Here is a 24,811-nt window from a genome sequence, read left to right as displayed (position 1 = left end):
AGACCCGCACCGGCGCGCGCCCGGTCGCGCCCCTGTGGGTGGCGATGTACCACTCGGTGGGCGACTGCTCGGACGACCCGTACCGCGTCACGGTCTCGCCCGCCCGCCTCGACCGGCAGCTGGGCTGGCTGCACCGCCGGGGTCTGCGCGGGGTGAGCATGGCCGACCTGCTGGCGGCCCGCGGCCGGGGCGAGGGGCGGGGCCTGGTGGGCCTCACCTTCGACGACGGGTACGCGGACTTCGCCGGCAACGCCCTCCCCGTTCTGCGGCGCTGGGGCTTCGGCGCCACCGTGTTCGTCCTGCCGGGCAGGCTGGGCGGTACGAACGAGTGGGACCCGCTGGGCCCCCGCAAACCGCTCCTCACCGCCGACGCCATCCGCCGGCTCGCGGACACCGAGGGCCTGGAGATCGCCTCGCACGGCCTCACCCACGTCGACCTCACCCTGGCCGACGACGCGCTGCTGGGCGCCGAGGTCGGCGGCAGCCGGGCCCTGCTCGCCGAGCTGACGGGCCGGGAGGTCCTGGGCCTGTGCTACCCGTACGGGACCGTCGACCAGCGGGTCGCCGACGCCGTACGGGCCGCCGGGTACCGCTACGCGTGCGCGATCGACCCCGGCCCGCTCACCGGCACCTTCGCCCTCCCCCGGGTCCACATCGGCGAGAACGACACCTCCTGGCGGCTGCTGCTGAAGTACCAGCTGCACCGGTTGCGCCGGCGCCCAACGCCGGAGGAGTCCCGGTGAAGGCCCTGCACGTCATCACCGGGCTCGGCGTCGGCGGGGCCGAGCAGCAACTGCGGCTGCTGGTACGCAATCTGCCGGTCGACTGCGACGTGGTGACCCTCACCAACCCGGGCTCGGTCGCCGAGGGCCTCACCGCGGACGGTGTGCGCGTCACCCACCTCGGTATGCGGGGCAACCGTGACCTGGCGGCGCTCCCCCGTCTCGCCCGGCTGATCCGCGGCGGCCGTTACGACCTCGTCCACACGCATCTCTACCGGGCCTGCGTGTACGGCAGGGCCGCCGCGCGTCTCGCCGGGGTGAAGGCCGTCGTGGCCACGGAGCACTCGCTCGGCGACTCCCAGATGGAGGGCCGCCGGCTCACCTCCGGCGTCCGGGCGCTCTATCTGGCCAGCGAACGCCTCGGCCACGCGACGGTCGCCGTCTCGCCCACGGTCGCCGAACGGCTGCGCCGCTGGGGCGTGCCCGAGCCGCGCATCGAGGTCGTGCCGAACGGCATCGACGTGGCCCGCTTCCGCTTCGACCCGGCCCTGCGCGCCGATACCCGTCGGCGGCTGGGGCTGCCGCGGGGGGCGTACGTCGTCGGAGGTGTCGGCCGGCTGACGGCCGGCAAGCGTTTCGAGGTGCTGATCCGGGCCCTGGCCGAACTCCCCGACAACGTCTGGCTGTTGCTGGTCGGCGGCGGTCCGCAGGAGAACGTGCTGCGGCGCGCGGCGCAGCACAGCGGCGTCGCCGACCGGGTGCTGTTCACGGGCGAGCGCCCCAACGGACCCGCCGGAGCCGGCCCCAACGGACCCACCGGGCCTGCCGGGCCTGCCGGATCCACCAGACCTACCAGACCCACCGCACCCGCCGACCTCGACCTGCCGTCGCTGATAGGAGCCATGGACATCCTCGCCTCGCCCTGCGCGGAGGAGGCCTTCGGGCTCGCCGTCGTGGAGGCCCTGGCGGCGGGTCTGCCCGTGCTCTACGTCTCCTGCCCGGCCGTCGACGACCTGCCCCGGGACGCGGCGCCGTTCGCCCGGCGGGTGCAGGGCGGCGCGGACTCGTTCGTGCAGGCCCTGCGGCAGGCCTGTGCGCAGGGCCCCGGGCCGCGCTCCGCGCCGGACGCCGCCCACCACTACAGCATCGCCCGCAGTGCCGACCGGCTCATGGACATCTACACGGCCGCAACTCTGGGAGTGAGTTCCGCATGACCGACAACCCCAATCGTTCGACCCGGCGGCCGGGCACGGCACTCGCCCGCGCCAAGGCGCTGCCACCGTGGTCCATGCTCGCCGCGGGCGCCCTCCTCGGCGGCGTGCTCGGCAGCGCGTACGGCGGTCTGCAGACCCCGCAGTACACCGCCACCAGTTACGTCATCGCCGTCCCCACCCAGCAGTCGGACCCGGCGTCCGCGCTCGGCTTCGCACAGGCCTACGGGCGGGTCGCCACCCAGCTCGCGGTGCTCGGGGACGCCCAGATGTGGGCGGGCGTGCCGGTGTCGACCCTGCGCGAGAGCGTGCGGACCGCGACCTCGCCGGACGCGCCGATGGTCGCCGTGACCGCCACCTCCGAACGCCCCGACCTCGCCGCGGACATCGCCAACGCCGTGTCGCGCTCGCTGACCCGGCACGCGAACGACACCGAGAACAGCACCCATGTGGAGCTGCTGCAGTTCTCCCGTGCGATCCGGCCCACCGAGGCGTCCTCGGCGTCGCCGGCGGTGACCGGTCTCGTGGGCGCGAGCGCCGGCGGGCTGCTCGGCGGACTCGCGCTGCTGGTCCGGCCGCGCCGGGCCCCGGAGGTCTCGCCCACGGCCTCGGTGCCGAGCCCCGCCACCGCCGCCGATGTCCACGGGCAGCTGTGAGAGCCTCCGCCCTGCGCACGGAGGACACGGAACGACGCAAGGAACTGCGCACGGAACTGCGCACGGAACTGTGCACGGACGAGCGGGAGTTCGGCCGACTGGCCGAGGAGTGGGGGCTCCTGTACCGGCGGTGCGGCACTGCGACCCCGTTCCAGAGCCATGCCTGGCTGCACTCGTGGTGGCTCTCGTACGGCACGCCCGACCGGCTCCGCCTCATGCTCGTCCGCGACGGCGGTGACCTGGTGGCCGCCGCCCCGCTGATGCTCGTACGGCAGCCGTGGCCGGCCCTCGTACCGCTGGGCGGGCCGATCTCCGATTTCGGCGACGTGCTGATCGAGGACGGCGAGCGTGCCGACCGTGCGGCCGGCGCCCTGGCCGACGTGCTGGCCGCAGCCGCGCGCACCGCCCTGATCGACTTCCGTGAGGTGCGGCCCGGCGGCGCGGTGGAGCGGGTGTACGCGAGCTGGCGCGGGCCGCGGCGGCGCGTGCCGGACTCGCTGTGCCTGGAGCTGCCCGCCCTGCCGATGGACGACCTGATCGGACGGCTCGCGACAGCCAAGGCCCAGCAGCGGGTCCGCGCCAAGCTGCGCAAGCTGTCCACGCTGGGCGTCGAAAGGCGTGCCGTGCGCCCCGACGAGGTGGACGCGGCGCTGCGCAGGCTCCTGGAGCTGCACCGGCTCCAGTGGCAGGGCCGCAAGGTGACCACCGAGCACCTGCAGGATCGGTTTGCCGAGCATCTGATCCGCTCGGTGGGGCCGATGGTCCGCGCCGGGGACGCGGTGGTGACCGAGTTCCGGCTGGACGACACCGTGGTGGCGGTCGATCTGACACTTCTGTCGGAGCAGTTGGCGGGCGGCTACCTGTACGGCGCGCATCCGCAGCTGCGGATGCGCAAGGCGGACGTGGCGACGATGCTGCTGCACGCCTGCGCCCAACACACCGGGACGGGTGGCAGTGGAACGGGTGGCGATGGAACGGGCGGCGGCGGGACGGGTGGCAGTGGAACGAGCGGCGGCGGGGCGGGCGGGCGCCGGGTGCTGAGCCTGCTGCGCGGCAACGAGCCCTACAAGCACCACTGGCGTCCCCAGCCCGTCGTCAACCAGCGTTTTCTGCTGGCCCGGCGGCGGACGGCGCCGCTGCTGTCCGCCGCCGTCTGTGACGTGGCTGCCCGCAGCCGGGGCAAGATGCTGCTCGACCGGTTCCTCAGCTGGAGGGAACGCGGTGGCGGCAGACCGTGACCGGCCCGCCGCCACCTCCGGGTCAGCGGTCCGGCGACAACCGGTCGAGGCGCAGGCAGAGCTTCCCGCCGAGCCAGAACTCCACCCAGTCGCCCAGTTCCACGGGCGAGCAGCTCGGCGGCCGCACCGGCGTCGGGTCCGTCGGTTTGGGGGTCGGGGCCGTCGGCGGTTTGGGGGTCGGGTCCGTCGGCGGCTTGGGGGTCGGGTCCGTCGGCTTGGGCGTCGGGGTCGGATCGGTGCGGCCGGAAAGCACCGACCGGTAGATCTCGGAGGCCTCCGGGTTGTCGTCGCACTGCCACACGCCGTGCGGGCAGTAGTCGGTGAGCGTGTTGTACAGCGGTTTGTGCTCGTCCAGCCAGGCGAGCATGCGCTTCATGTAGGTCGCGTTGTCCCCGTTTCGGAAGAGCCCCCATTCAGGATAGGAAATCGGCTTTCCGTGCGCTTTCGCGAAGTCGACATGCGCTTGAAGCCCGTAGGGCTCCGATACCGCCTCGTCGAATGACTGTCCGCGCGGCTGGTCGTACGAATCCATGCCGATGACGTCGACCGTCTCGTCGCCCGGATAGCACTGGGTCCAGGGAATGGCGTCCCGGCCGCGGTTCGGAGTGAAGTCGAAGCGGAATTTCTGACCCGGCACCGCCCGCATGGCGGTGACGATCCTGTTCCAGTACTTCTTCCAGGCCTCCGGGTCCGGTCCGCAGCGATGGGTGTATGTGATGCCGTTCATTTCCCAGCCGAGCACGATGACGGTGTCGGGCACCCGCAGCTCGACGAGCCGCTCGGCCAGCTTGCGGAAGTGCTGGTCGAACGCTCCGGCCGCGCCGCGCCGCAGCAGACCGCGGACCTCCCGGTCCGAGACGTGCTCCTCGTTGCGCTCCAGCATGGGGACGTTGAGGACGAAGAGCCGGTCGGCCTCCTCCCGCCGCCAGTCCGCCCAGGCGTCGAGGAAGCCGGGCAGGCCCTCGATGTTGCTCCAGAGGTCGCCCGGCAGATACGTGTGCGCCACGCGCAGGTCGGCCCCGTCCAACCAGCGGCTCAGCTCGGCGATCCGGGCCACTCCGCGGGGCCCGTAGTCCAGGTAGGCGCCGAAGGCCGGGTTCTCGGGCTTTTCCGGCGGCGTGGGCTTCGGGGTCGTCCGCCCGGGAGCGGCCGACGCGCCCGCCTGTACGGGCGGCGGGGCCGGTGACTCGGCAGCTCCCCGTCCCACGGCGTGTCCCGTCCCGGACGCGAGGGCGGCCGAGGCGAGGAGTCCGGCGGTGAGTGAGCCGGCGACGCATGCCAGCCGTCTGCTCCTGGTCCGTTGCAGTGGGGCCATGTCCGCTCCTAGCGCTTCATTTCCACCGTCCACTGACAATCAGTCATATGAAGGGGAATTGCGCCAACCGAGGCCGGCCGCCGGGAAAACGCCCGATCACCCTCACGGGTGAGCAACCCGCACGGCTGAGCAATCAGAAGTGACCTCAGAAGAGACCTCAAGGGAATATGCCATGCCGTCCTTCGACATCCGCGTCCCCGCCGTGCTGCTGCGGATCGACCGGAATCCCTTTCACCACGGCACGCTGGGAGCCGTACGCTCGCTCGGCCGGGCCGGAATCGATGTGCACCTCGTCGCGGATTCCACCGGAAGTCCGGTGCGCCACTCCCGCTTCGTGTGCCGCACGCATCCGCCGCCCGCTCCCGGCGCCCCGCCCGCGGACATCGCCCTGGCATTGCGCCGAGTGGCGGCGCAGTTGGCCCGTCCCGCCGTACTGATCCCAATGGATGACGCGAGTGCCGTCGCGGTGGACCGGATACGGGGAGAGCTCGCGCCCCTCTTCCTGCTGCCCCTCGCTCCCACGGGCCTCGCCGAGCGCGTCGCGGACAAGGCGGAACTGGCCGCCGTGTGCGAGTCCGCGGGAATCCCGCACCCTGTGACGCTGGTCGCGGACAGTCCCGCGCAGGCGGCCGCGGCGGCCTGGCGGCTGGGGCTGCCGGTGGTGGCGAAGTGGAGCCGCCCCTGGTTGCTGCCCGCCGGTTCGGGTCTGCGCAGCACGATGGTGCTGGACTCCGCGCTGGAGGCCCGGACCCTGTGCCGTCGGGCCGAGGAGGCGGGCAGCCGGCTGCTGCTCCAGGCGTTCCTGCCGCCGGGACGGGACCGGGACTGGTTCTTCCACGGGTACGTGGACGGGTCCGGGGCGGTGTGCGGTGGCGGCCCGGGCCGCAAACAGCGGGCCTGGCCGCGCGGCGCGGGCCTGACCGCGGTGGGCCGCTGGACACCGAACCCGGCCGTTCAGGCGGCAGCCGAACGGCTGGTCGCGGCGCTCGGCTACCGCGGCATCCTCGACCTGGACTTCCGCCGCGACGGCTCGACCGGCGCGTACCACCTGCTCGACTTCAACCCGCGGCCCGGCGCGCAGTTCCGGCTGTTCGCCGACGGGGCGGGGCTCGACGTGGTGCGGGCACAGCATCTGGACCTGACCCACCGTCCGCTGCCACCGCCCGACCCCCGGCCGGGCCGGACCTTCGTGGTGGAGAACTACGCGCCGCTCACGGCCGCCCTCCGGGGTGGCACCGAGCGGGCCTGGCACGCCCGGGACGACCTCGCGCCCGGTATCGCCCTGTGGGTGCTGTGGTCCCGTCACCTGGGCCGGCGCATGGGCCGGCGTATGGGCCGGCCGCTCCTGGACCGCGTACGCCGGGCGGCCTCCGTGCCTACCGCCGACGCCCGGCTCGTGGAGCCGGCCACACCCCCTGATGTGCATCCCCTGTCCGACGACGAGAAAGCGAGCAGCCACTGATGTACGACCTACTGGTGGTGGGAGCCGGTCCCTACGGCCTGTCCATCGCCTCCCACGCCGCGGCGGCGGGCCTGAGCCTGCGCGTGTTCGGCCGGCCCATGGCGTCCTGGCGCGACCACATGCCCCGCGGCATGTTCCTCAAGTCCGAGCCGTGGGCGTCCAACCTGTCGGATCCCGAGGGCCGTCTGAGCCTGGCCGCCTACTGCGCGGAACAGGGGGTGGAGGCCCGGCACGGGGCGCCCATCCCGGTCGAGGTGTTCGCCTCGTACGGGCTGTGGTTCGCGCAGCACACGGTCCCGGAGGTGGACGAGCGCACGATCGCGCACGTCCGTCCCTGCCTGGGCGGTTTCGAGGCGACCACGCAGGACGGCCGATCCGTCCGCGCGAGGACGGTCGCACTGGCGGTCGGCGTCCTGCCCTTCACCGAAGTGCCCGCCACTCTGCGGGGGTTGGGGCCCGAGTACGTTTCGCACAGCAGCCATCACGGCGACCTGGACCGTTTCCTGGGCAAGGACGTCACGGTGATCGGCGGTGGGCAGGCCGCGCTGGAGACGGCGGCCCTGCTCGCCGAACAGGGCACCCGCGTCCGGATCGTGGCCCGGGCCCCCGGGCTCGCCTGGAACGACGTGCCGCCGCCCTGGGAGCGCCCGTGGTGGCAGTCGGCCCGCGCTCCGCACAGCGGCCTGGGCCCCGGCTGGCGCAACTGGTTCTACGCCGAACGCCCCGGTGCGTTCCGCCGCCTCCCCGGGCCCACCCGCGCCCGGATCGCCACCACGGCCCTCGGCCCCGCGGGTGCCTGGTGGATCCGTGACCGGGTCGAGCCGTCCGTCGACCTGCTGCTGGGCCACGAGATCGCGGCGGCGTACGCGTCCGGGGGCGGCGTACGCCTCGAAATGCTCGCTGCGACAGGAGAGTCGACGTCCCTGGACACCGAACACGTCATCGCCGCCACAGGCTTCAGGCCGACGCGGGAACGCCTGGGACTGCTGCCCCAGGACGTATGCGAAGGCCTGGCCGCGTCGCCCGACGGCTCTCCCCATGTGGGCCGGGAGTTCGAGTCGTCCTGGCCCGGTCTCTTCATGGCCGGCCTGGTCACGGCGTCCGGCTTCGGCCCCTCGATGCGTTTCGTGCACGGCGCCTCGTTCACGGCCCGGACCCTCGTGAGAGGGGTGCGGCGCCGGCTCCGTACGGGCCCGGCGCCGCTGCCCGTGCCCGGTGCGCGGGAGCGGCGCGGGGTGCTGGGGCCTGTCTGACTGCTTCCCGGCCCCGTTCAATCAGTCCCCCAGTTCCCAAAGTTCCCGCAGTTCCCGCAGTGACCGCGCGGGTGCCGGATGCCAGATGCCGGGTGCCGGATGCCGGATGCCTGGCGTGTGGTGCGTGGCGTCCGGCACCCGGGGCGTCACCAAGGCCGGGACGCGGCTCGGTTTCGTCGGTACAGGACCGCTCCACCGATCAGCAGACCTGCACCGGCGGCCGCAGCCGCAGGCATACCGCCGCTGCCGGTGTGCGCCAGCTCCGGGCGGGGACCCATGCCCGTGTCCGTACCTGCACCCGCACCCGCACCCGTGCCCGGAGAGGACGTGGACGGGTGCGTCGTGCGCGGCGAACCCGCGGTGGGCGGGACGACCGTCACCGGGGCTCGCTCGGTGGCCGGCTTCGTGGACGGGGGCCCGGCCGACGGGGACTCGTCGTCGCCGTAGCCCTTGGGGCCGTCATCGCCGTAGCCGCTCGGGGCGTCGTCGCCGTAGCCCTTCGGGCCGGTGTGCTGGGCGCACTCGTCGCCGAACCCGGGGTTCAGCAGGCCGATCACGTCCGCGATGTCGCTGCACGCGTCCGCCGGGGTCTCGGCGCCGTGGCCCCTGCCGGCGCCGGGCGACCCGTGCGAATCGCCGCGCGCGGAGGAGCCGCCGCCGTGGCGGCCGGATCCGTCACCGTGGCCCCAGCCATGAAGGTGAACCCAGCCATGCTCGTGGTCCCAGCCATGACCATGACCATGACCGTGATCCGAGCCATGCCCGTGGCCCGCGCCGTGGCCATGATCCGAGCCGTGGTCGTGATCCGAGCCGTGGTCGTCCGGGGCTCCACGGCGGAGTGCGTCCGGCTTTCTGTGCTTGCCCGTGGACGAGGCGCAGGAGTTGTCGGACGCCGGGTTGAGGCCGGCGATCACGTCCCCGGAGTTGCCGCACGCGTTCACGGGCACGTCCACCGGTGCCTGCAGGTCGTTGCCGGACAGCACACCGGGCGAGTCCGCTGCGACCCCGTTCACGTTCGAGTCGGCGAACGCAGGGGAGGCGTACAGGGACAAGATGCTCGTCGCGGCGGCGGCCGCGACCATTCCCTTGCTCAGGGTCTGTCGCAATCTCGTTGTCTTCTCTGCTGGTAGAAGTGGGAAAAGCCGGCCTTGGCACCGGGATGCGGTCCAAGGCCGGCGTAACTCAGCCGTTCGGCTGGTGTGCTATGACGTCAGTCGTTGGCGCACGTGTTGCCGAACGCCGGGTTCAGCGCGCCGATCACGTCGACCGTGTTGCCGCACACGTTGACAGGAATGTGGACGGGCACCTGGACCACATTGCCGGAGAGGACGCCGGGCGAGCCGACGGCGGCACCCTCGGCCTCGGCGCTGGCGAAGGCCGGGGCGGCCATGCCCATGGCCATGATCGCGCCGGCAATGACGACGGCACTCTTCTTACGGTTCACGTAGTTCCCTTTCTCTGCAGTCATGCCCATTGACGGCCGAAACCGGACGAGCACAGCCTGAACGGCTCGCACCATGACCTGCGGCTGTTGAACGATGAGGTGGGGAACGAAGAAACTACAGAAAGTGCGACTCTCCGGTATTTCACCCGAACGCCAGGAGAAGCCTTCGCGACGGCGGAATCAGCTGCCTGCGGCGCCGTTGCCCTAGCCCACCGGGATGCTGGCCAGGATGTGCGACAGGGGCTCGTCGCCCTTGGCCTGCGTGGAGTTCTCGCTGCACTGCTGGTCCTGCGGGGCCGACAGGACCGGCACGTCCTGCAGGACGGCGACCGGCACCCAGCCGACGATTGAGGCCAGGTTTCCCTTGGCCGGCAGGCCGACACACGGCTTGTTCAGTGAGCCCTGCACGATCTGGCCCTGGGGGCTCATCTTGCCGTGCGTCTTGGCGTTGCCGTAGATCTGTGCGGCCTTGTTGCCGTTGGCGGTGCTGACGCCGTCGCCGTTGCCGATGGCCAGCGCCTGCGTGGCGCCCGCCGCCGAGAAACCGACGACAGAAACGGCGACCGCCGCCGTGGCCATTGCCTTCTTGAGCATTTCTCCGGTCCTTTCCTGACAGATACGCATGTTCCTGCTCTCCATCAACCGGAGGCGGCGCGATTGGTTTCGAGGGGTCGCCCGGTTGGCCCATTCGATGTTCCGTAACGCACGGAACTCTTCGCACGCATGCGTCATACAAGTGGCTTTCTCGAATGGGCCATCGGGGTGAATTGGAGCAACTATGCGAGCCAGGGGCAGTTGTCCAGGTCGCTCCGGTGGACGGGGTTACTTCAGAAGGGACCAGCAAGTGATCAAGAAAGTTATGACTGCCGCGGCGATCGCCGCTTCCGTTGCAGGTGTCTCGGCTGCCGTCGCGCCCCAGGCGCTGGCCATCGGCAACGGTGACGGTGTCAGCACCGCCAATGGCAACAAGGCCGCACAGATCTACGGCAACCAGGCGACGTACGGCAACATGAGCCCGCAGATGGCGCTCATCCAGGGTTCGTTGAACAAGCCCTGCATCGGCCTGCCGGCCAAGGCCAACCTGGCCTCAATCGTCGGCGTGGTGCCGGTCACCGCCCTGCAGGACGTGCCGGTCCTGTCGGCCCCGCAGGACCAGCAGTGCAGCGAGAACTCCACGCAGGCCAAGGGCGACGAGCCCCTGTCGCACCTCCTGGCCAGCATCCCGGTTCTCTCGGGCAACGGCGCCGCAGGCAGCTGATTCCGCCGCGCTCCCAAGCGGGCCGCCGGCCTCCCCGGCGGCCCGCTGCCCCTGCCACAGCGACGGCGGCGCGCAGCTCCGGTCCCGAGGAAGGCCTGTGGGCCAATTGGGGCAAACCTCACAATCGCACCGTCCACCACACTGTTGACGCATATGCGGCTCCGTCACGGGGGCCACTCTCCGAAAGGGAACGAACATGAAGAAGCTGATGGCGACCGCGGCCATTGCCGCCTCTGTCGCCGGTCTGTCGGCTGCCGTCGCGCCTCAGGCGCTGGCCATCGGCAACGGCGACGGCGTCAGCACCGCCAACGGCAACGGCTCCGCCCAGACGTACGGGAACCAGGCCACGAAGGGCAAGATGAGCCCCCAGCTCTCGCTCGTGCAGGGCTCGCTGAACAAGCCGTGTGTCGGCCTGCCGGCCAAGGCGAACCTGGCTTCGCTCGTCGGCGTGGTACCGGTCACCGCCCTGCAGGACGTCCCGGTCCTGTCGGCCCCCCAGAACCAGCAGTGCACCGAGAACTCCACGCAGGCCAAGGGCGACGAGCCCCTGTCGCACCTCCTGGCCAGCATCCCGGTTCTCTCGGGCAACGGCGGCGCAGGCAGCTGATCTCCCCCAGCACCGCGAACGGCGGGTCACCCCTCGGGGGTGGCCCGCTGTTCCCGCGTGGGCACCGAGTTGCCGTGGAGCGCCTGGATTCAACAGGCTCGGGGATGTCGCCTCCACCCCTGGCGTCAAGCTCGGCCGGACCCGGGCCGATGAACGGATCATGACGTCGACGTACTCGCCCGCGTATCCCTCGTACCGCAGGACCCGTCCGCCCTTGTCCTCCGCCACGTGGCTGCCGCCTGGGTCCGGTCCCGGCATCGCGTGGGCGGACCGGCTGCGGGCGGCGGTGTGGCTCGTTCCCGCGCTCCTGGTGGCGTACGCGGGGTTCCGGCGGCGGTGGATGTCCGACGACGCCTACATCTACGTACGGACCGTGCGGCAGGTGCTGGCGGGGAACGGGCCCGTGTTCAACGCGGGTGAGCGGGTCGAGTCGTCGACCGGCACCCTGTGGCAGTGGCTGCTCGTCGGGGCCGGGGCGGCGGGGGTCGATCCGGCGTCGGCGGCGGTGTTCGGGGGGCTGCTGCTGACCGCCGCCGGGTTCGCGCTCGCGGGGATCGGCGCACTGCGCACGTACGGCGGGCGCGCGGCTGTTCCACTGGGATCGCTGGTCCTGCTCGGGCTGCCGCCCGTGTGGGACTTCGCCACCTCGGGTCTGGAGACGGGGCTCGCCACCTGCTGGATCGCCGGGGCATGGCTGGCGCTGACGGCACGGCCCGCCTCGCTCGTGACAGCGGTGGTCATCGGTCTCGGTCCGCTGGTGCGGCCCGATCTGGGGCTGGTGACCGTGGTGTTCCTGGGCGCCCAGTGGCTGCTCGTGCGGCCGTCGTGGCGGGGCGCGCTCGCGGGCATCGGGGCGGCGGGTGCGTTGCCGGCCGCGTACGAGGTCTTCCGGGCCGGGTACTACGGGCACCTGGTGCCGCTGCCCGCCGTGACGAAGGAGGCCTCGCGGAGCCTGTGGGGGCGGGGCCTCGCGTATCTGGGCGACTTCGCGCATCCCTATCTGCTGTGGGTGCCCGCGCTGTTCGTGGCGGCGGCCCTGCTGCCCGCACGCGGAACCCTTCGCGGACCCGGGGGTTTTCGCGGACCTGGAGGTCTGCCCAGGCCCGGGGCGGCGCGGCTCGTTCCCGCGCTCGCCCCCGTCGTCGCCGGGCTGCTGTGCTGGGTGTACGTGGTCAGGGTCGGCGGTGACTTCATGCACGGGCGCATGCTGCTGCCCGGTCTGCTGCTGATGCTGCTGCCCGTCTTCGCGGTTCCGGCGACCCGGGCGGGCGCGCTCGCCGCGGTCGGCGTCGGCCTGTGGGCGGTGGTCTGCGCCGGCTGGCTGCGGATTCCGTACGGCGGACAGATCGGGCCGGCGGGGATCGCCGACGAGCGCGGGGTGTACGTCCGCCACAACGCCGATCCCCATCCGGTGCGACACACCTTCGCGGGCGCTCCGCACCATCTGGAGTACGCCCGGAAGGTGCGGACGGCCCGGCACTCCGGGGCGCCGGCGCTGCTGTTCGGCAAGGACGCGCGGGTCGGCGCCGACTCGTCCGGTGTCACGGCGAGTTATGTGGTGCTGGGGTTCAACGGGGCCGTCGTCCCCCTGGACGGGGCCGCGCTCGACCCCATCGGGCTCGCCTACCCGGTGGCCGCGCACTCCGAGCGGGTCGGCCGGGGGAGGGTCGGGCACGACAAGCACCTGCCGGCCGCCTGGCTCGCCGCCGACCGGGGCGTACCCGGAGATCTGCCCGCCTGGACCGACCCGGCCCAGGTGAGCGCGGCTCGGCGGGCCCTGCGCTGCGGCGCGCTCGCCGAGCTGGACGCGGCCGTGCGGGGGCGGCTGACGCCGGGGCGTTTTCTGCGCAACGTCGCCGGGGCGTGGGAGCGCACGTCGTTCCGCTTCCCGACCGACCCCGTTCGGGCGGAGAGGGAACTGTGCGGCTGAGTGGGGCTTGTCACGCCCAGAAGTGCTGTACGGCGCCGCGGTGTGGCCCCGTCATCCGGCGTATGCCCCACACGGCGAGCCCCGCGGCCACCAGCGGTGCCACCCGTGCCCTGAGAATGCCGCTGCCGTCGCTGCCGATGCCGTGGCCGGGCAGCAGCCCCACCCGCAACGTCAGTTCGCGGTTCGCCACATCCCGGAGGAAGGAGCGCAGTTGGTCGACTGTCGAGTTCCCGGCCACGATCAGTTCCAGCGCGCGCCGGGCCGTCTGTTCCCGGGAGAAGACGTCGCGGGCCAGTTCCACCATGACGTCGGTCAGGGCGTCCTCGAAGACGCTCAGGGCGGAGAGCTCGGGGGCGATGCGGCGCACGGAGCCCTCGATGTTCGTGATGGACTTGCCGAGCATGCCGACCATGGGGCTGGTGCGGATGCCGCGTTGTGCGGCGCAGCGCAGGACGTCGGTGAGGGCGACGCCGAAGTCGAGGTCTTCCAGGGCGGCGGAGGCGATGAGCGGCACGAGCCGGGTCAGGTCCTGCTGGAAGCCGAGCAGGTCGGCGAACGGGGTGGTGCGGCCCATCTCGGTCCAGGCCGAAGCGAGGCCGCGGGCGTCGTTCTGGGCGAGGCTGGTGAGGGCCATGACGCCGAGTGAGCCGAGATTGCGGTCGATGCGGCCGACCATCCCCCAGTCGATGATGGTGGCACCGTGCTCGGGGTGGACGAAGATGTTGCCCGGGTGCGGGTCCGCGTGGAACATCCGCTCGACGAAGTAGCCCCGGTACATGAAGGAGAGCAGGTCGCTGCCGATCCTGTGGCGCTGTTTCGCCGAGAAGCCGGACAGGTCGGTGTGGCTGAGGGACGTGCCCGGGGCCATCGACTGGAGGAGGATCCGCGGCGTCGCCCGGTACACCTCCGGCACGTGGATGCCCTTGAAGCCCCTGGCCATGCGCCGCCCTTGGGCCATGTGCCGGGCCTCGGCCGTGAAGTCGAGTTCGGGCTTCATGCAGTCGAAGACGATCTGGAGCGTGGCCTCCACGTCCAGGACCGAGCCGATCCGTGGGACGGCGCGGCCCGCGAGCCTCGCGGCGCGCCGCAGTCGGGCCATGTCGGCGTAGACGCGTTCCCGTGTGCCGGGCCGCTGCACCTTCAGTACGGCTACTCGGCCGTCCGCGAGGACGACCCGGTACACCTGTGCGAGCGACGCCGAGCCCAGTGGCGCGTCCGTGTCGATGTCGCGGAACACCGAGCGCCAGTGCGGGCCCAGCTCCTCGTGGAGTACGGGCTCGAAGACCTGGAAGGGTTCCGTGTGGACCGCGTCCTGGAGGTGGGCCAGTTCGGTCAGTACGGCGTCGGAGACGACGTCGGAGCGCGTGGCGAGGATCTGGCCCACCTTCACCCAGAACGGGCCCAGCTGCTCGATCGTCTCCCGGATGCGGCGGGCCCTGCGCCGCTGCCCGGCCAGTGCGGACCGCTCGACGTCGATGCGTTCGCGCGAGGCCAGGATGTCGGAGACGAGCATCGTCATCAGCCGGGCCATCAGGAGATGGCGGCCCCGGCTCATGTCACCGTCCCGTCCCCCGGGGCGCCGAACAGGCCGCGCTGCGCCGGGAGACAGACCGCGATCACCTGGGCCACCACATCGAGCGTGCAGTCGGCGCCCGTCGTCTCGTGCCGCACCCGCAGCCGCTCACCGGCCTGCAACCGGGCCCGGAACTCCTCCGGGCCCACGATCTCCCCGCCGGCCCCGGTGTCTCTCAGCTGTCCGTCGCGGGTGCGCAGCAGGAAACTGAGCGGACGGGGGTCATCAGCTCCTGTCACAAGGGTTCCCTCCTCTCTCGGCGGTCCTCTCAGCGGCCGAACAGCCGCGCGCCCGCCTCGAAGTCCGCGCGGACGGTGAAGAACTGGGCCAGGGCGTCGAGGAACTCGGCCTTCGTGACCTGCCCGTCCCCGTCACTGTCGAGCTCGTGGAACGCCCGGCTGAGGTCGGCGGGGTGGAGCTTCGGGCCGAAGATCCTTCGGTACTCGGTCATGTCCAGGTGACCGCTGCCGTCGCCGTCCGCCGCGTCGAAGACCGCCTCCATGGCCGGAAGCAGTCCGTCTTGTACGTACGGTGACGCGTGGCCCCCGACCGGCAGCGTTCCGGTGACGAACTCGGCCCGGGAGACGCGGCCGTCGCCGTCCGTGTCGAGTGCGGACAACTGTGTCCACCAGGTGTCGAAGGCGTCGTAGACACACTGTTCCGCGCGGTCGGTCAGGTCGAGCGGCCAGCACACGCCGCGGGCCGTCGCGTACAGATCCTCCCGGGTGATGAAGCCGTCGCCGGTCTGGTCGAGGACGTCGTCGAAGAAGGCGGCCACCCGGGTGGGGCGGGAGAGCCCGGCGGCCCGGCGCGGCTTGGGCAGGGGGCGGCGAGCCGTGCGCGGTTCGAGCGGGCCACCCTCCAGGGCCGATGCCGCCAGCGGGAGGTACCGCAGACGGGTGGGCTGTCCGGCCAGGACCCAGCGGCCGGTGCGGTGCACCAGCCACGACACGGCCCGGTCGCGGCGGCCCGCCCGGAGCGCGAGCCGCCTGCGGTACGCGACCGGGAGATCGGCCCGCAGCACCGAGCCCATGACGGACCCGGCGACGGTCCGGGCGAAGTGCCACAGCGGCTGCGGGCACCGGGCGAGCCAGTCCGGCGCGGGCACGGTGGCGTAGAGGGTGCCCAGGAGGTGGCGGACCTCCGGGTTGTCCTCCAGCTCTTCGGCGATCACGGAGTTCCAGTGCGCGCGGCAGGCCGCCAGATCGCGGGGTACGGCACTGTCGGCGATGCCGAAGCAGACGGTGATCGTCCGCCACTCGTTCCACAACTGCGCCTCGGCGGCCGCGGACAGCGGCCTGCCGCCGAGGCGCTCCATCTCCACCATCGCGTCGAAGAGCGTGAGAGCGATCCAGAGTCGGCTCTCGTCGTGCAGTCCGCTGTAGGGGCGGCCCTGTTCGTCGATGCCGTTGATGTGCCGGTGCAGGCGGCGGATGCGCGCGAATTCCTTCTCGCGGGTGTTCTCGTCGCCGTAAGTGAGGCGTTGCAGGCTGTCCAGGGTGAGTTCGAGGCGGCGCAGCGGACGGGTGCGGTACGTGGAGTGCTGGGTCAGGGCCGCGCCCCCGGCGGGCAGGGCGGCCTCCAGGACCAGGGCCCGCCCGGTGACGAGCAGCATGCGCCTTTGCCCCAGTAACCTCCAGCACAGGGAGCCGGGGCCGGGCAGTTCGGGCATTCCCTGAGCGGGAGGGTGTTGGGGATGTTCACTCACGCAGTGCCTCCTGGCACATTCGCGGCCGCGCTGTTGCGGTGCCAGACGCAGACTCCCTACTCGCGGAACGCCGCAAACGTGAAGATGTCGACTTCCGCCCCGTACAACCCCATCGAGTGAAGCCGTCCTCGAATTCCCTTTTACGGCTGGCTGAGCGCTTGCGAACAAAATCTCCCGGGTAGACCGGGCTTGCCTACGACGACGCCACGCCACGCCACGGACGCACGGTCACACGCACGCACGCACGCACGCACGCAATGGACGGTCATGATCGACCCGCACATCATGGAAACCCTGAAGAGCACGAGCAGGACGTTCTTCCTCCCGATCATGTGCTTGGACGGGGAACTGAGAGACACCGTCGCGGTCTACTACCTCGCCAACCGCGCCCTCGACGAGATCGAGGACCACCCTGACCTGCCGCGCCGCTCCAAGGTCCGCCTGCTGCGCGGCGCGAGCCGCCTCCTCCAGCAGGAGACCTTCACTCCGGACGACGTCGACGCGCTCTTCCAGCCCCACCACGCACAACTGCCCCCGGTCACGCACCGCTTCCACGAGTGGGCTCTCCTCCTCCCGCCTGACGTGGCGCCGCGCCTGTGGGACTCCCTGGCAGCGCTCGCCGACCGCATGGCGGACTGGGTCGAGGCAGGCTTCCGTATCCACGACGAGGCCGGCCTCGACCGGTACACCTTCGCGGTGGCCGGTTCCATCGGCATCACGCTGTCCGACCTGTGGGCCCGGCACGCCGGGATCGTCACGTCGCAGTCCGGTGCCGCGGCCTTCGGCCGCGCGGTACAGGCCGCGAACGTGGCCTGGAACCACGACGACGACCTCACCCGCGGCGTCGACTTCTTCCCGCCCGGCTGGTCCGCCGACGACATGAGCCGCTACGCGCACCGCCACCTGCCCGCGGCGCGTTCCTACACCGATTCCATCCCCGCGGGTCCCATCAAGGACTTCTGCTCACTCACCCTCGACATCTGCGACACCACCCTCGCCGCCCTCAAGGAGGGAACCGCTCTGGACAGGGCGACCATCACCCGCCTCGCCGTCCAGTACGCCGTCCCCGTACAGGACGCCTAACCGTCGAGGGCTGCCGCCCGGTCGATGGTGTCCCAAGAGCCCGTACCGCGGCCGTTACCAGGCGTCTACGACACCACGTCCTTGCGGGCGAAACCGCGGAAGGCCAGGGCGAACAGCACCATCGCGTACGTGACGGAGACCGCCGTGCCCTGGATCATGCCGCCCCACTCCGGGGTGGGCTGTACCGCGTCGGCCCAGGCGAACTGCCAGTGCGCGGGCAGGAAGTGGCGCCAGTCCCCGAGGGCGGTGACCGCGTCCAGCACGTTTCCCACGATCGTCAGGCCGACCGCGCCTCCCACCGCGCCCAACGGGGCGTCGGTCTTCGTCGAGAGCCAGAACGCGAGCCCCGCGGTGACCAGTTGGGACGCGAAGATGAACGCGATCACGACCACCAGACGCTGGGCCGCCGTGCCCGCGGACAGGGTGCCGCCGGTCGGGATCTCCAGCGGGCCCCAGCCGTACGCGGCCGAGCCCACCACCAGCGCGACGACCGGCAGCAGCACCATCGCGGCGAGACTCAGACCGAGCGCGACCACGAGCTTGGACCACAGGAGGCGGGCCCTCGGTACGGGTGCCGCGAGGAGGTAGCGCAGGGAGGACCAGCTCGCCTCCGAGGCGATGGTGTCTCCGCAGAACAGCGCCACGGGGACGACCAGCAGGAAGCCCGCGGAGACGAAGAGGTTCGTCGCGGCGAAGTTGGCGCCCGACGCCGTCGCCGTGTCCATGAGAGTGACCCGGCCCTCGCGGCCGTCCGGCTGGCCGCCGATCGCGAAGGCCACGGCCAGCACGAAGGGCAGGGCGGCGAGGATCGCCCCCATGACCAGCGTGCGGCGCCGCTTCAGCTGACGCATCAGCTCGACCCGCAGCGGCAGCGTCCGCCCGGCCCGGTAGCCGTCCGCCACCTCGGCACGCTCTACAAGTGTGCTCACGCGGAGCCTCCGATCAGGGTCAGGAACGCGTCCTCCAGGCGACGGTGGGCGCCGAGGGAGGCCACCGGCACTTCGAGCCGGACCAGCTCCACGAGGAGCCGGGCGGCCGCCGCGGAGTCGTCGACGGCCACGGAGTCGTCGACGGCGGGCACGGCCGTGCCGGAGGCCGCTTCGTCCGCGGTGGCGGGCACGGTGCCGGGCACGGCAGCGGATACGGAGGCGGGCACGGCAGCGGACACGGGGGTGAGCACGGTTGCCGTCAGCCGTACCAGCAGTCCGCCGTCCGTCCGTACCGCGGACTCGACGCCCGGCAGTGCCGCCACCTTCTCCACCAGCGGGTCCGCGATGTCGGCCGCGAGGCCGACGAGGAGGGTGTCGCCCGAGCCGATGATCTCGTGGACCGGGCCGGCCTGGACGAGCCGGCCCCGGTCCATGACGACCAGGTGCGTGCAGGACTGCTCGACCTCGGCGAGGAGGTGGCTGGACACGATGACCGTACGGCCGGCCGCGGCGTAACGGATCATGACCTCGCGCATCTCACGGATCTGGGGCGGGTCCAGACCGTTCGTCGGTTCGTCGAGGATCAGCAGGTCCGGAAGGCCGAGCATCGCCTGGGCGATGGCGAGGCGCTGCCGCATGCCCTGGGAGTACGTGCGGACCGCGCGGGCCAGTGCGTCCCCGAGGCCCGCGATCTCCAGCGCCTCCTCCAGATGGGCGTCCTCGGACGGGCGCCCGGTGGCCTGCCAGTACAGGTCCAGGTTCTCCCGGCCGGACAGGTGCGGAAGGAAGCCCGCGCCCTCCACGAAGGCGCCGACCCGGGAGAGGACCGGCGCGCCCGGCCGGATCGCGTGCCCGAAGACACGGATCTCGCCGCCGTCGGGCTTGATGAGGCCCATGAGCATGCGCAGGGTCGTGGTCTTGCCCGCGCCGTTGGGCCCGAGCAGACCGAGGACCTGCCCCTTCTCCACACGGAACGACACGTCCCGTACCGCGTACCGGTCCGCCGACTTCGCGTACCGCTTGCTCAGGTCCGTGATCTGCAGCGGGACTTCGGCGAGCGCGGGGTCGGGCGGGGCCACGGCGGTCCGGCGGCGGCCCGTCACCAGCAGGGCCAGTGCGAGCAGCGCGCCGCCGGCCGGCAGCCACCACACCCAGGCGGGCAGCGTCGCGGCCTCGGTCGTCACGCCGGGCGCGGTCGGCACGGCGAGGTCGCTCTTCAGCGAGACCGTGTACGTGGCCGGGGTCATCGGGGACGCGTAGCCGAGGTCGGTGGAGGCGAGGACCAGGCGCAGCCGGTGGCCGTCCCGCACCTCGTGGTCGATGGCGGGCAGGGCGAGCCGGACGTCCTTGCCGTTGTCGCCGGTCGCGACCCGGACCGGGGCGACCAGCTGGGACGGCAGGACCCGCTGCCGGCCGCCGGGCCCGACGTCGTACACCTTGCCGAAGAGCACGGCCTCGCCGGTCGTCGACTTCACGTTCACCGTCACGGTGGGCGAACCGGTGATCCGCAGGTCCTTGGTCACGGCCTTGGACTCGAACCGCGCGAACTGCCCGGGGAAGTCGAGCGACACGCCGACGCCGAGCGAGGACAGCTGGGAGAGGCCGCCGGCGCCGCCGAGACCGGGGAGGGCCGAGACGCCGGGCGGACTGGCACCCGCCGGGTTGGAGAACTTCTGCTCGCGCCCGCTCAGCGCCACCTTGCGGTCGCCGCCGGTCAGGCCCGGATAGGTGTCCCCGTCGGCGCCCCGCAACTGGGCACCGCCGTCGGTCGAGTCGATGCCACCGGTGCGGGTGACCCGGAACGCGGGCCCCGTGTCGGCGTGCCGGTCGTCCTTCAGGTAGCGGTCGAACCAGGAGTTCACGCGTGCGTGCACGCGGTCAGCCTCCAGGTCGCCGCCGTCGTGTCCGCCGGCGATCCAGTCGACGTCCACCGGGGCGCCGTTGGCCCGGACGGCTTTGGCGATCTTGTCGGCATGGTCGAGCGGGAAGAGCGAGTCGGTCTGGCCCTGCGTGATGAGCGTGGGCACCTTGATGCGGTCGCCGACGGCGGAGGGGCTGCGCTCCTCCAGCAGCTGCACGGCCTTCGCGTCGGGCTTTCCGGACTCGGCGACCCGCTCGTACATCTCGCACAGCCGGGCCTCGAACGTGGTGCAGCCGCCACCGGAGTTTATGAACATCCCGGCCCACAGCTTCTTGAGGACGCCGTTCGGGAACAGCGCGTCCGCGAGGTTCCAGTAGGTGATCGCCGGGGCTATGGCGTCGACCCGCTGGTCGTAACCGGCCGCGAGGAGCGAGACCGCGCCGCCGTACGAGGCACCGGTGACGCCGACCCGGGGGTCGCCGTCCTTGTCCAGTTCGACCTCGGGACGCTCGGCGAGCCAGTCGATCAGCCGGGAGACGTCGGCGACCTCGCCCTTCGGGTCGTTCAGGCCGATCTTGCCCGTGGATCTGCCGAAACTGCGCGACGACCAGGTCAGCACCGCGTACCCGTCGCGGGCGAGGTCCTCCGCCTGCGCGCGTACGTCGTCCTTGCTGCCGCCGAAGCCGTGCGTCAGCAGCACGGCGGGCCGACGCGCGGAGGAACCGGAGGAGCCGGAGGTGAAGTACGACGTGTCGATCTTCACCCCGTCCGCCGTGGGGAGAACCCGGTCGGCGCGGTGCACCGCGGGTGTCCCGTCGGAGGCGGCCGCGGTCCAGGTCCCGGCGCCGGCGAGCACGACGACGACGGCCGCGGCGGCGATCCACCGTCGCGGCCCTCGCAACCACCGTCGCGGCGCTGGCGCCGCGGGCATTCGAAGATCCATGCCCCCCACGGTACGGGCGGTCACCGACAACCGCTGCAGCCACCGGTCGGAACCCCGCAACCTCCCTGCGGCGTACGTGACCCTCCCGGTGTACCGCGTCCGCTGTACACCGGAAGGAGAGTCCGGTCGGTTCCGTCGTCGGCCGGGGGCGGCCTCAGTGGTTGCGGGGGAACCCGAGGTCGACGCCCGCCGGGGCCTCCGACGGGTCCGGCCAGCGGGTCGTGACGACCTTGCCCCGGGTGTAGAAGTGCGTGCCGTCGTTGCCGTAGATGTGGTGGTCCCCGAAGAGGGAGTCCTTCCAGCCTCCGAAGGAGTGGTAGCCCACCGGGACCGGGATCGGCACGTTCACGCCGACCATGCCCGCCTCGATCTCCAGCTGGAAGCGGCGGGCCGCGCCACCGTCCCGGGTGAAGATCGCGGTGCCGTTGCCGAAGGGCGAGGCGTTGATGAGGGCGACACCCTCGTCGTAGGTGTCGACGCGCAGCACGCACAGCACCGGGCCGAAGATCTCGTCCCGGTAGGCGTCCGAGTCGACCGGCACCCTGTCGAGCAGCGAGAGCCCGATCCAGTGGCCGTCCTCATGGCCCTCGACCGTGAGGCCGGTTCCGTCCAGAACGACCTCGGAGCCCTGGGCGGCGGCGCCCGTCACGTACGAGGCGACCTTGTCGCGGTGGGCGGCGGTGATCAGCGGGCCCATCTCGGAGGCCGGGTCGTTGCCGGGGCCGATCTTGATCTTCGCGGCGCGCTCGCGGATCTTGCCGACCAGCTCGTCACCGACCGCGCCGACCGCGACGACGGCCGAGATGGCCATGCAGCGCTCGCCCGCCGAACCGTAGGCGGCGGAGACGGCCGCGTCCGCCGCCGCGTCCAGGTCGGCGTCCGGGAGGACCAGCATGTGGTTCTTGGCCCCGCCGAGGGCCTGGACCCGCTTGCCGTTGGCGGAGGCGGTGGTGTGGATGTGGCGGGCGATCGGGGTCGAGCCGACGAAGGAGACCGCCTTGACGTCCGGGTGTTCGAGGAGGCGGTCGACGGCGACCTTGTCCCCGTTGACGACGTTGAAGACGCCGTCCGGCAGGCCCGCCTCCGCGAGCAGCTCGGCGAGTTTCAGGGACGCCGACGGGTCCTTCTCGCTCGGCTTCAGTACGAAGGTGTTGCCGCACGCGATGGCCAGCGGGAACATCCACATCGGCACCATCGCCGGGAAGTTGAACGGCGTGATGCCCGCGACGACACCGAGCGGCTGGCGGATCGAGGCCACGTCGACCCGGGAGGCCACCTCGGTCGACAGCTCGCCCTTCAGCTGCACGGTGATCCCGCACGCCAGGTCGACGATCTCCAGGCCGCGCGCGACCTCGCCGAGCGCGTCCGAGTGCACCTTGCCGTGCTCGGCGGTGATCAACTCGGCGATCTCGTCGCGGTGGGCGTCGAGCAGCGCGCGGAACCTGAAAAGGATCGTGGACCGCTTGGCGAGCGAGGCGGTGCCCCAGGTCGCGTAGGCGCCCTTCGCGGCGGCGACCGCGGCGTCGACCTCGTCGACGCTCGCGAAGGCAACCTTCGTGGTGACCGCGCCGGTCGCGGGGTCGGTGACCGGCCCGTACGAACCCGACGTGCCTTCGACGGCCTTGCCGCCGATCCAGTGGTTGACGATCTTCGTCGTGCCGGACGTCGTGTCAGTCGTCGTGCCAGTCGTCATGCCTGAGAACTCCTTCACAGATGGCGGCGCCGGGTGGCGGCCAGCCGTTCGTACAGCTCGCGCGCCTTGACCGCCGACGGTCGGGTCGAGGTCTCGGCCACAGGAACATCCCACCAGGCCTGCGCCGGGGGCGCGCCCGACACTGTGTCTGCCGTTTCGGTCTCCACGTAGACACAAGTGGGAGTGTCGGCGGCCCGTGCCTCGGCGAGGGCCGCCCGCAGGTCGCTCACGGTCTTCGCGCGCAGGACCCGCATACCGAGGCTCGCCGCGTTGGCGGCCAGGTCGACGGGCAGCGGGCGCCCCGTGTACGTACCGTCCTCGGCCCGGTGGCGGTAGGCGGTGGCGAACCGCTCGCCGCCGACCGTCTCGGAGAGTCCGCCGATGGAGGCGTATCCGTGGTTCTGCAGGATCACGACCTTGATCGCGATCCCCTCCTGCACGGCGGTGACGATCTCGGTCGGCATCATCAGATACGTGCCGTCGCCGACCAGCGCCCACACGGGCCGGTCCGGGGCCGCCAGCCGTACGCCGATCGCGGCCGGGATCTCGTAGCCCATGCAGGAGTAGCCGTACTCGACGTGGTACTGGTCGCGGGACCGGGCGCGCCAGAGTTTGTGCAGGTCGCCGGGGAGGGATCCGGCCGCGTTGATGATGATGTCGTCGCCGGTGACCAGTTCGTCGAGCACGCCGAGGACCTGTGGCTGGGTGGGCCGGGTGTCGGGGTCCTCCGCCTCGTACGCCGCGTCGACGCGGTACTCCCAGCGCTCCTTGTCGTCGGTGTACTCGGTGACGTACGCGGGTTCGGCGCGGTGGCCGCGCGGGGCGAGGGCCGCGGTGAGGGCTTCCAGTGCCGTGCGCGCGTCTGCGACCAGGGGCTGCCCGGCGAGCTTGTGCCCGTCGAAGGAGGCGATGTTGACGTTCAGGAAGCGGACGCCCTGGGCGCTGAACAGGGTGCCGGAGGCGGTGGTGAAGTCGGTGTAGCGGGTGCCGACCCCGATCACCAGGTCGGCGGTGCGGGCGAGTTCGCAGGCGGTCGCCGTGCCGGTGTGCCCGATGCCGCCCACGTCCGCCGGGTGGTCCCAGGCGAGCGAGCCCTTGCCGGCCTGTGTGGAGGCCACCGGGATACGGGTGAGGTCGGCGAACTCCCTGAGCGCGTCCTCGGCCTCGCTGTGGTGGACTCCGCCGCCCGCGACGAGCAGGGGGCGCCGGGCGGCCCGTACGGCCCGTACCGCGGCGGCCAGTTCCTCGGGGTCGGCGACCGGACGGCGTACGGCCCAGACGCGCTCGGCGAAGAACTCGCCGGGCCAGTCGAAGGCCTCCGCCTGCACGTCCTGCGGGAGCGCGAGCGTGACGGCGCCCGTGTCGAGGGGGTCGGCGAGCACGCGCATCGCCTGGAGGGCGGCCGGGATCAGGGCCTCGGGCCGGGTGATCCGGTCGAAGTACTTCGACACCGGGCGCAGGCAGTCGTTGACCGACACATCGCCCGCGTACGCGACTTCGAGCTGCTGGAGGACCGGGTCCGCGGGGCGGGTCGCGAAGACGTCACCGGGGAGGAGGAGCACGGGGAGGTGGTTGATCGTGGCGAGGGCGGCACCGGTGACGAGGTTGGTGGCGCCGGGACCGACGGACGTGGTGACGGCCTGCACGGAAAGGCGGTTGGACTGGCGCGCGTAGCCGACGGCCGCGTGCACCATGGACTGCTCGTTACGGCCCTGGTGGTACGGCATGTCGCCGCCGTACTCCAGGAGCGCCTGCCCGAGCCCGGCGACGTTGCCGTGGCCGAAGATGCCCCAGGTGGCGTTGATCAGGCGGCGCCGTACGCCGTCGCGCTCGGTGTACTGGGCGGCGAGAAAGCGCACCAGCGCCTGCGCGACCGTCAGCCTTGTCGTCGTTGACGTCGGCTCTGTCATCGGTAGCCCTCTGCG

Annotated in this window: 21 protein-coding genes; 10 read left to right on the top strand and 11 right to left on the bottom strand. The window is 72.0% G+C overall.

Translation table 11 applies throughout. The features are described from left to right. Positions 1–44: 44 nt before the first annotated feature. The 4 genes from AB0D14_RS01640 to AB0D14_RS01625 are packed head-to-tail and all read left to right on the top strand — an operon-like array spanning position 45 to position 3,827. Entirely contained in the window at positions 45–743 is a 699-nt protein-coding gene (locus tag AB0D14_RS01640) for a polysaccharide deacetylase family protein (RefSeq protein ID WP_362773174.1), read from the top strand. Beyond that, complete coding sequence (locus AB0D14_RS01635; RefSeq protein ID WP_362773054.1) at positions 740–1,936, top strand: glycosyltransferase; 1,197 nt, start codon at positions 740–742, stop codon at positions 1,934–1,936. Before AB0D14_RS01640 ends, AB0D14_RS01635 begins: the two co-directional genes overlap by 4 nt. Next, the gene (locus AB0D14_RS01630) at positions 1,933–2,589 is read left to right on the top strand and encodes a lipopolysaccharide biosynthesis protein (RefSeq protein ID WP_362773051.1); all 657 of its coding nucleotides are present in this window, start codon (positions 1,933–1,935) and stop codon (positions 2,587–2,589) included. The genes AB0D14_RS01635 and AB0D14_RS01630 overlap by 4 nt, the downstream gene beginning before the upstream one ends. Positions 2,590–2,645: 56 nt before the next feature. Next, positions 2,646–3,827 carry a GNAT family N-acetyltransferase gene (locus AB0D14_RS01625; protein ID WP_362773172.1) on the top strand — a complete coding sequence of 394 codons (1,182 nt, stop codon included), beginning with the start codon at positions 2,646–2,648 and terminating at the stop codon, positions 3,825–3,827. 22 nt (positions 3,828–3,849) lie between these two features. Here the strand turns inward: AB0D14_RS01625 and AB0D14_RS01620 are convergent, their stop codons facing one another. Then, positions 3,850–5,142 (bottom strand): glycosyl hydrolase, encoded by a 1,293-nt coding sequence (locus AB0D14_RS01620; protein WP_362773048.1) that lies wholly within the window; start codon positions 5,140–5,142, stop codon positions 3,850–3,852. A gap of 172 nt (positions 5,143–5,314) precedes the next feature. Here AB0D14_RS01620 and AB0D14_RS01615 point away from each other — a divergent pair, with 172 nt between their 5' ends. Together AB0D14_RS01615 and AB0D14_RS01610 are read left to right on the top strand one after the other, a co-directional pair. Beyond that, positions 5,315–6,604 (top strand): ATP-grasp domain-containing protein, encoded by a 1,290-nt coding sequence (locus AB0D14_RS01615; RefSeq protein WP_362773046.1) that lies wholly within the window; start codon positions 5,315–5,317, stop codon positions 6,602–6,604. Further along, complete coding sequence (locus AB0D14_RS01610; protein ID WP_362773043.1) at positions 6,604–7,857, top strand: FAD-dependent oxidoreductase; 1,254 nt, start codon at positions 6,604–6,606, stop codon at positions 7,855–7,857. Before AB0D14_RS01615 ends, AB0D14_RS01610 begins: the two co-directional genes overlap by 1 nt. A 146-nt stretch (positions 7,858–8,003) precedes the next feature. Here AB0D14_RS01610 and AB0D14_RS01605 read toward each other — a convergent pair whose 3' ends face one another. The 3 genes from AB0D14_RS01605 to AB0D14_RS01595 all read right to left on the bottom strand — a co-directional run bounded on the left by AB0D14_RS01605 (position 8,004) and on the right by AB0D14_RS01595 (position 9,895). Next, positions 8,004–8,963, bottom strand: coding sequence for a chaplin (locus AB0D14_RS01605; RefSeq protein WP_362773041.1), 960 nt, complete (start codon positions 8,961–8,963; stop codon positions 8,004–8,006). Positions 8,964–9,067: 104 nt separating this feature from the next. After that, entirely contained in the window at positions 9,068–9,325 is a 258-nt protein-coding gene (locus AB0D14_RS01600; RefSeq protein WP_362773038.1) for a chaplin, read from the bottom strand. 180 nt (positions 9,326–9,505) lie between these two features. Next, positions 9,506–9,895, bottom strand: a complete 390-nt coding sequence (locus tag AB0D14_RS01595) for a rodlin (RefSeq protein WP_362773035.1) — start codon at positions 9,893–9,895, stop codon at positions 9,506–9,508. Positions 9,896–10,145: 250 nt separating this feature from the next. Here AB0D14_RS01595 and AB0D14_RS01590 point away from each other — a divergent pair, with 250 nt between their 5' ends. The 3 genes from AB0D14_RS01590 to AB0D14_RS01580 all read left to right on the top strand — a co-directional run bounded on the left by AB0D14_RS01590 (position 10,146) and on the right by AB0D14_RS01580 (position 13,096). Next, positions 10,146–10,559: a rodlin gene (locus AB0D14_RS01590; RefSeq protein WP_362773032.1), complete on the top strand. Its 414-nt coding sequence runs from the start codon at positions 10,146–10,148 to the stop codon at positions 10,557–10,559. Positions 10,560–10,755: 196 nt separating this feature from the next. Continuing rightward, a complete protein-coding gene (locus AB0D14_RS01585; RefSeq protein WP_362773029.1) occupies positions 10,756–11,166 on the top strand; it encodes a rodlin in 411 nt (136 codons plus the stop codon). A gap of 160 nt (positions 11,167–11,326) precedes the next feature. Further along, the gene (locus AB0D14_RS01580) at positions 11,327–13,096 is read left to right on the top strand and encodes a hypothetical protein (protein ID WP_362773027.1); all 1,770 of its coding nucleotides are present in this window, start codon (positions 11,327–11,329) and stop codon (positions 13,094–13,096) included. A 10-nt stretch (positions 13,097–13,106) separates the two neighbouring features. Here AB0D14_RS01580 and AB0D14_RS01575 read toward each other — a convergent pair whose 3' ends face one another. From AB0D14_RS01575 to AB0D14_RS01565, 3 genes are read right to left on the bottom strand one after another with little or no spacing between them, the layout of a single operon-like run. After that, positions 13,107–14,651 (bottom strand): AarF/UbiB family protein, encoded by a 1,545-nt coding sequence (locus tag AB0D14_RS01575; RefSeq protein ID WP_362773024.1) that lies wholly within the window; start codon positions 14,649–14,651, stop codon positions 13,107–13,109. Beyond that, positions 14,648–14,908: a hypothetical protein gene (locus AB0D14_RS01570; protein ID WP_362773021.1), complete on the bottom strand. Its 261-nt coding sequence runs from the start codon at positions 14,906–14,908 to the stop codon at positions 14,648–14,650. Before AB0D14_RS01570 ends, AB0D14_RS01575 begins: the two co-directional genes overlap by 4 nt. Positions 14,909–14,937: 29 nt before the next feature. Next, positions 14,938–16,341, bottom strand: coding sequence for an EF-hand domain-containing protein (locus AB0D14_RS01565; RefSeq protein ID WP_362773018.1), 1,404 nt, complete (start codon positions 16,339–16,341; stop codon positions 14,938–14,940). A 303-nt stretch (positions 16,342–16,644) separates the two neighbouring features. Between AB0D14_RS01565 and AB0D14_RS01560 the strand changes: the two genes are divergently transcribed. Beyond that, positions 16,645–17,460 (top strand): squalene/phytoene synthase family protein, encoded by an 816-nt coding sequence (locus tag AB0D14_RS01560; protein WP_362773015.1) that lies wholly within the window; start codon positions 16,645–16,647, stop codon positions 17,458–17,460. 65 nt (positions 17,461–17,525) lie between these two features. Here the strand turns inward: AB0D14_RS01560 and AB0D14_RS01555 are convergent, their stop codons facing one another. The 4 genes from AB0D14_RS01555 to iolD form a co-directional block, all read right to left on the bottom strand. Next, the gene (locus tag AB0D14_RS01555; RefSeq protein ID WP_362773012.1) at positions 17,526–18,389 is read right to left on the bottom strand and encodes an ABC transporter permease; all 864 of its coding nucleotides are present in this window, start codon (positions 18,387–18,389) and stop codon (positions 17,526–17,528) included. Further along, positions 18,386–21,193: an alpha/beta fold hydrolase gene (locus AB0D14_RS01550; protein WP_362773010.1), complete on the bottom strand. Its 2,808-nt coding sequence runs from the start codon at positions 21,191–21,193 to the stop codon at positions 18,386–18,388. The genes AB0D14_RS01555 and AB0D14_RS01550 overlap by 4 nt, the downstream gene beginning before the upstream one ends. 154 nt (positions 21,194–21,347) lie before the next feature. Then, positions 21,348–22,886: a CoA-acylating methylmalonate-semialdehyde dehydrogenase gene (mmsA, locus tag AB0D14_RS01545; protein WP_362773007.1), complete on the bottom strand. Its 1,539-nt coding sequence runs from the start codon at positions 22,884–22,886 to the stop codon at positions 21,348–21,350. A gap of 14 nt (positions 22,887–22,900) precedes the next feature. Continuing rightward, entirely contained in the window at positions 22,901–24,796 is a 1,896-nt protein-coding gene (gene iolD, locus AB0D14_RS01540; protein WP_362773004.1) for a 3D-(3,5/4)-trihydroxycyclohexane-1,2-dione acylhydrolase (decyclizing), read from the bottom strand. Between the last annotated feature and the right edge of the window lie 15 nt (positions 24,797–24,811).

The organism is Streptomyces sp. NPDC048484, assembly GCF_040651415.1.
GTDB lineage: Bacteria > Actinomycetota > Actinomycetes > Streptomycetales > Streptomycetaceae > Streptomyces.
The sequence above is the reverse complement of the archived record's forward strand: the minus strand, read 5'-3'. Positions and strand labels throughout refer to the sequence as shown.

What these genes read in the sequence shown, in the direction of transcription:
- AB0D14_RS01620 (WP_362773048.1), bottom strand. Translation starts at nt 5,142, where the DNA reads ATGGCCCCACTGCAACGGACCAGGAGCAGACGGCTGGCATGCGTCGCC.
- AB0D14_RS01585 (WP_362773029.1), top strand. Translation starts at nt 10,756, where the DNA reads ATGAAGAAGCTGATGGCGACCGCGGCCATTGCCGCCTCTGTCGCCGGT.
- AB0D14_RS01550 (WP_362773010.1), bottom strand. Translation starts at nt 21,193, where the DNA reads ATGGATCTTCGAATGCCCGCGGCGCCAGCGCCGCGACGGTGGTTGCGA.
- AB0D14_RS01640 (WP_362773174.1), top strand. Translation starts at nt 45, where the DNA reads ATGTACCACTCGGTGGGCGACTGCTCGGACGACCCGTACCGCGTCACG.
- AB0D14_RS01595 (WP_362773035.1), bottom strand. Translation starts at nt 9,895, where the DNA reads ATGCTCAAGAAGGCAATGGCCACGGCGGCGGTCGCCGTTTCTGTCGTC.
- AB0D14_RS01615 (WP_362773046.1), top strand. Translation starts at nt 5,315, where the DNA reads ATGCCGTCCTTCGACATCCGCGTCCCCGCCGTGCTGCTGCGGATCGAC.
- AB0D14_RS01560 (WP_362773015.1), top strand. Translation starts at nt 16,645, where the DNA reads ATGATCGACCCGCACATCATGGAAACCCTGAAGAGCACGAGCAGGACG.
- AB0D14_RS01575 (WP_362773024.1), bottom strand. Translation starts at nt 14,651, where the DNA reads ATGAGCCGGGGCCGCCATCTCCTGATGGCCCGGCTGATGACGATGCTC.
- AB0D14_RS01580 (WP_362773027.1), top strand. Translation starts at nt 11,327, where the DNA reads ATGACGTCGACGTACTCGCCCGCGTATCCCTCGTACCGCAGGACCCGT.
- AB0D14_RS01630 (WP_362773051.1), top strand. Translation starts at nt 1,933, where the DNA reads ATGACCGACAACCCCAATCGTTCGACCCGGCGGCCGGGCACGGCACTC.
- AB0D14_RS01610 (WP_362773043.1), top strand. Translation starts at nt 6,604, where the DNA reads ATGTACGACCTACTGGTGGTGGGAGCCGGTCCCTACGGCCTGTCCATC.
- iolD (WP_362773004.1), bottom strand. Translation starts at nt 24,796, where the DNA reads ATGACAGAGCCGACGTCAACGACGACAAGGCTGACGGTCGCGCAGGCG.
- mmsA (WP_362773007.1), bottom strand. Translation starts at nt 22,886, where the DNA reads ATGACGACTGGCACGACGACTGACACGACGTCCGGCACGACGAAGATC.
- AB0D14_RS01600 (WP_362773038.1), bottom strand. Translation starts at nt 9,325, where the DNA reads ATGACTGCAGAGAAAGGGAACTACGTGAACCGTAAGAAGAGTGCCGTC.
- AB0D14_RS01565 (WP_362773018.1), bottom strand. Translation starts at nt 16,341, where the DNA reads ATGCCCGAACTGCCCGGCCCCGGCTCCCTGTGCTGGAGGTTACTGGGG.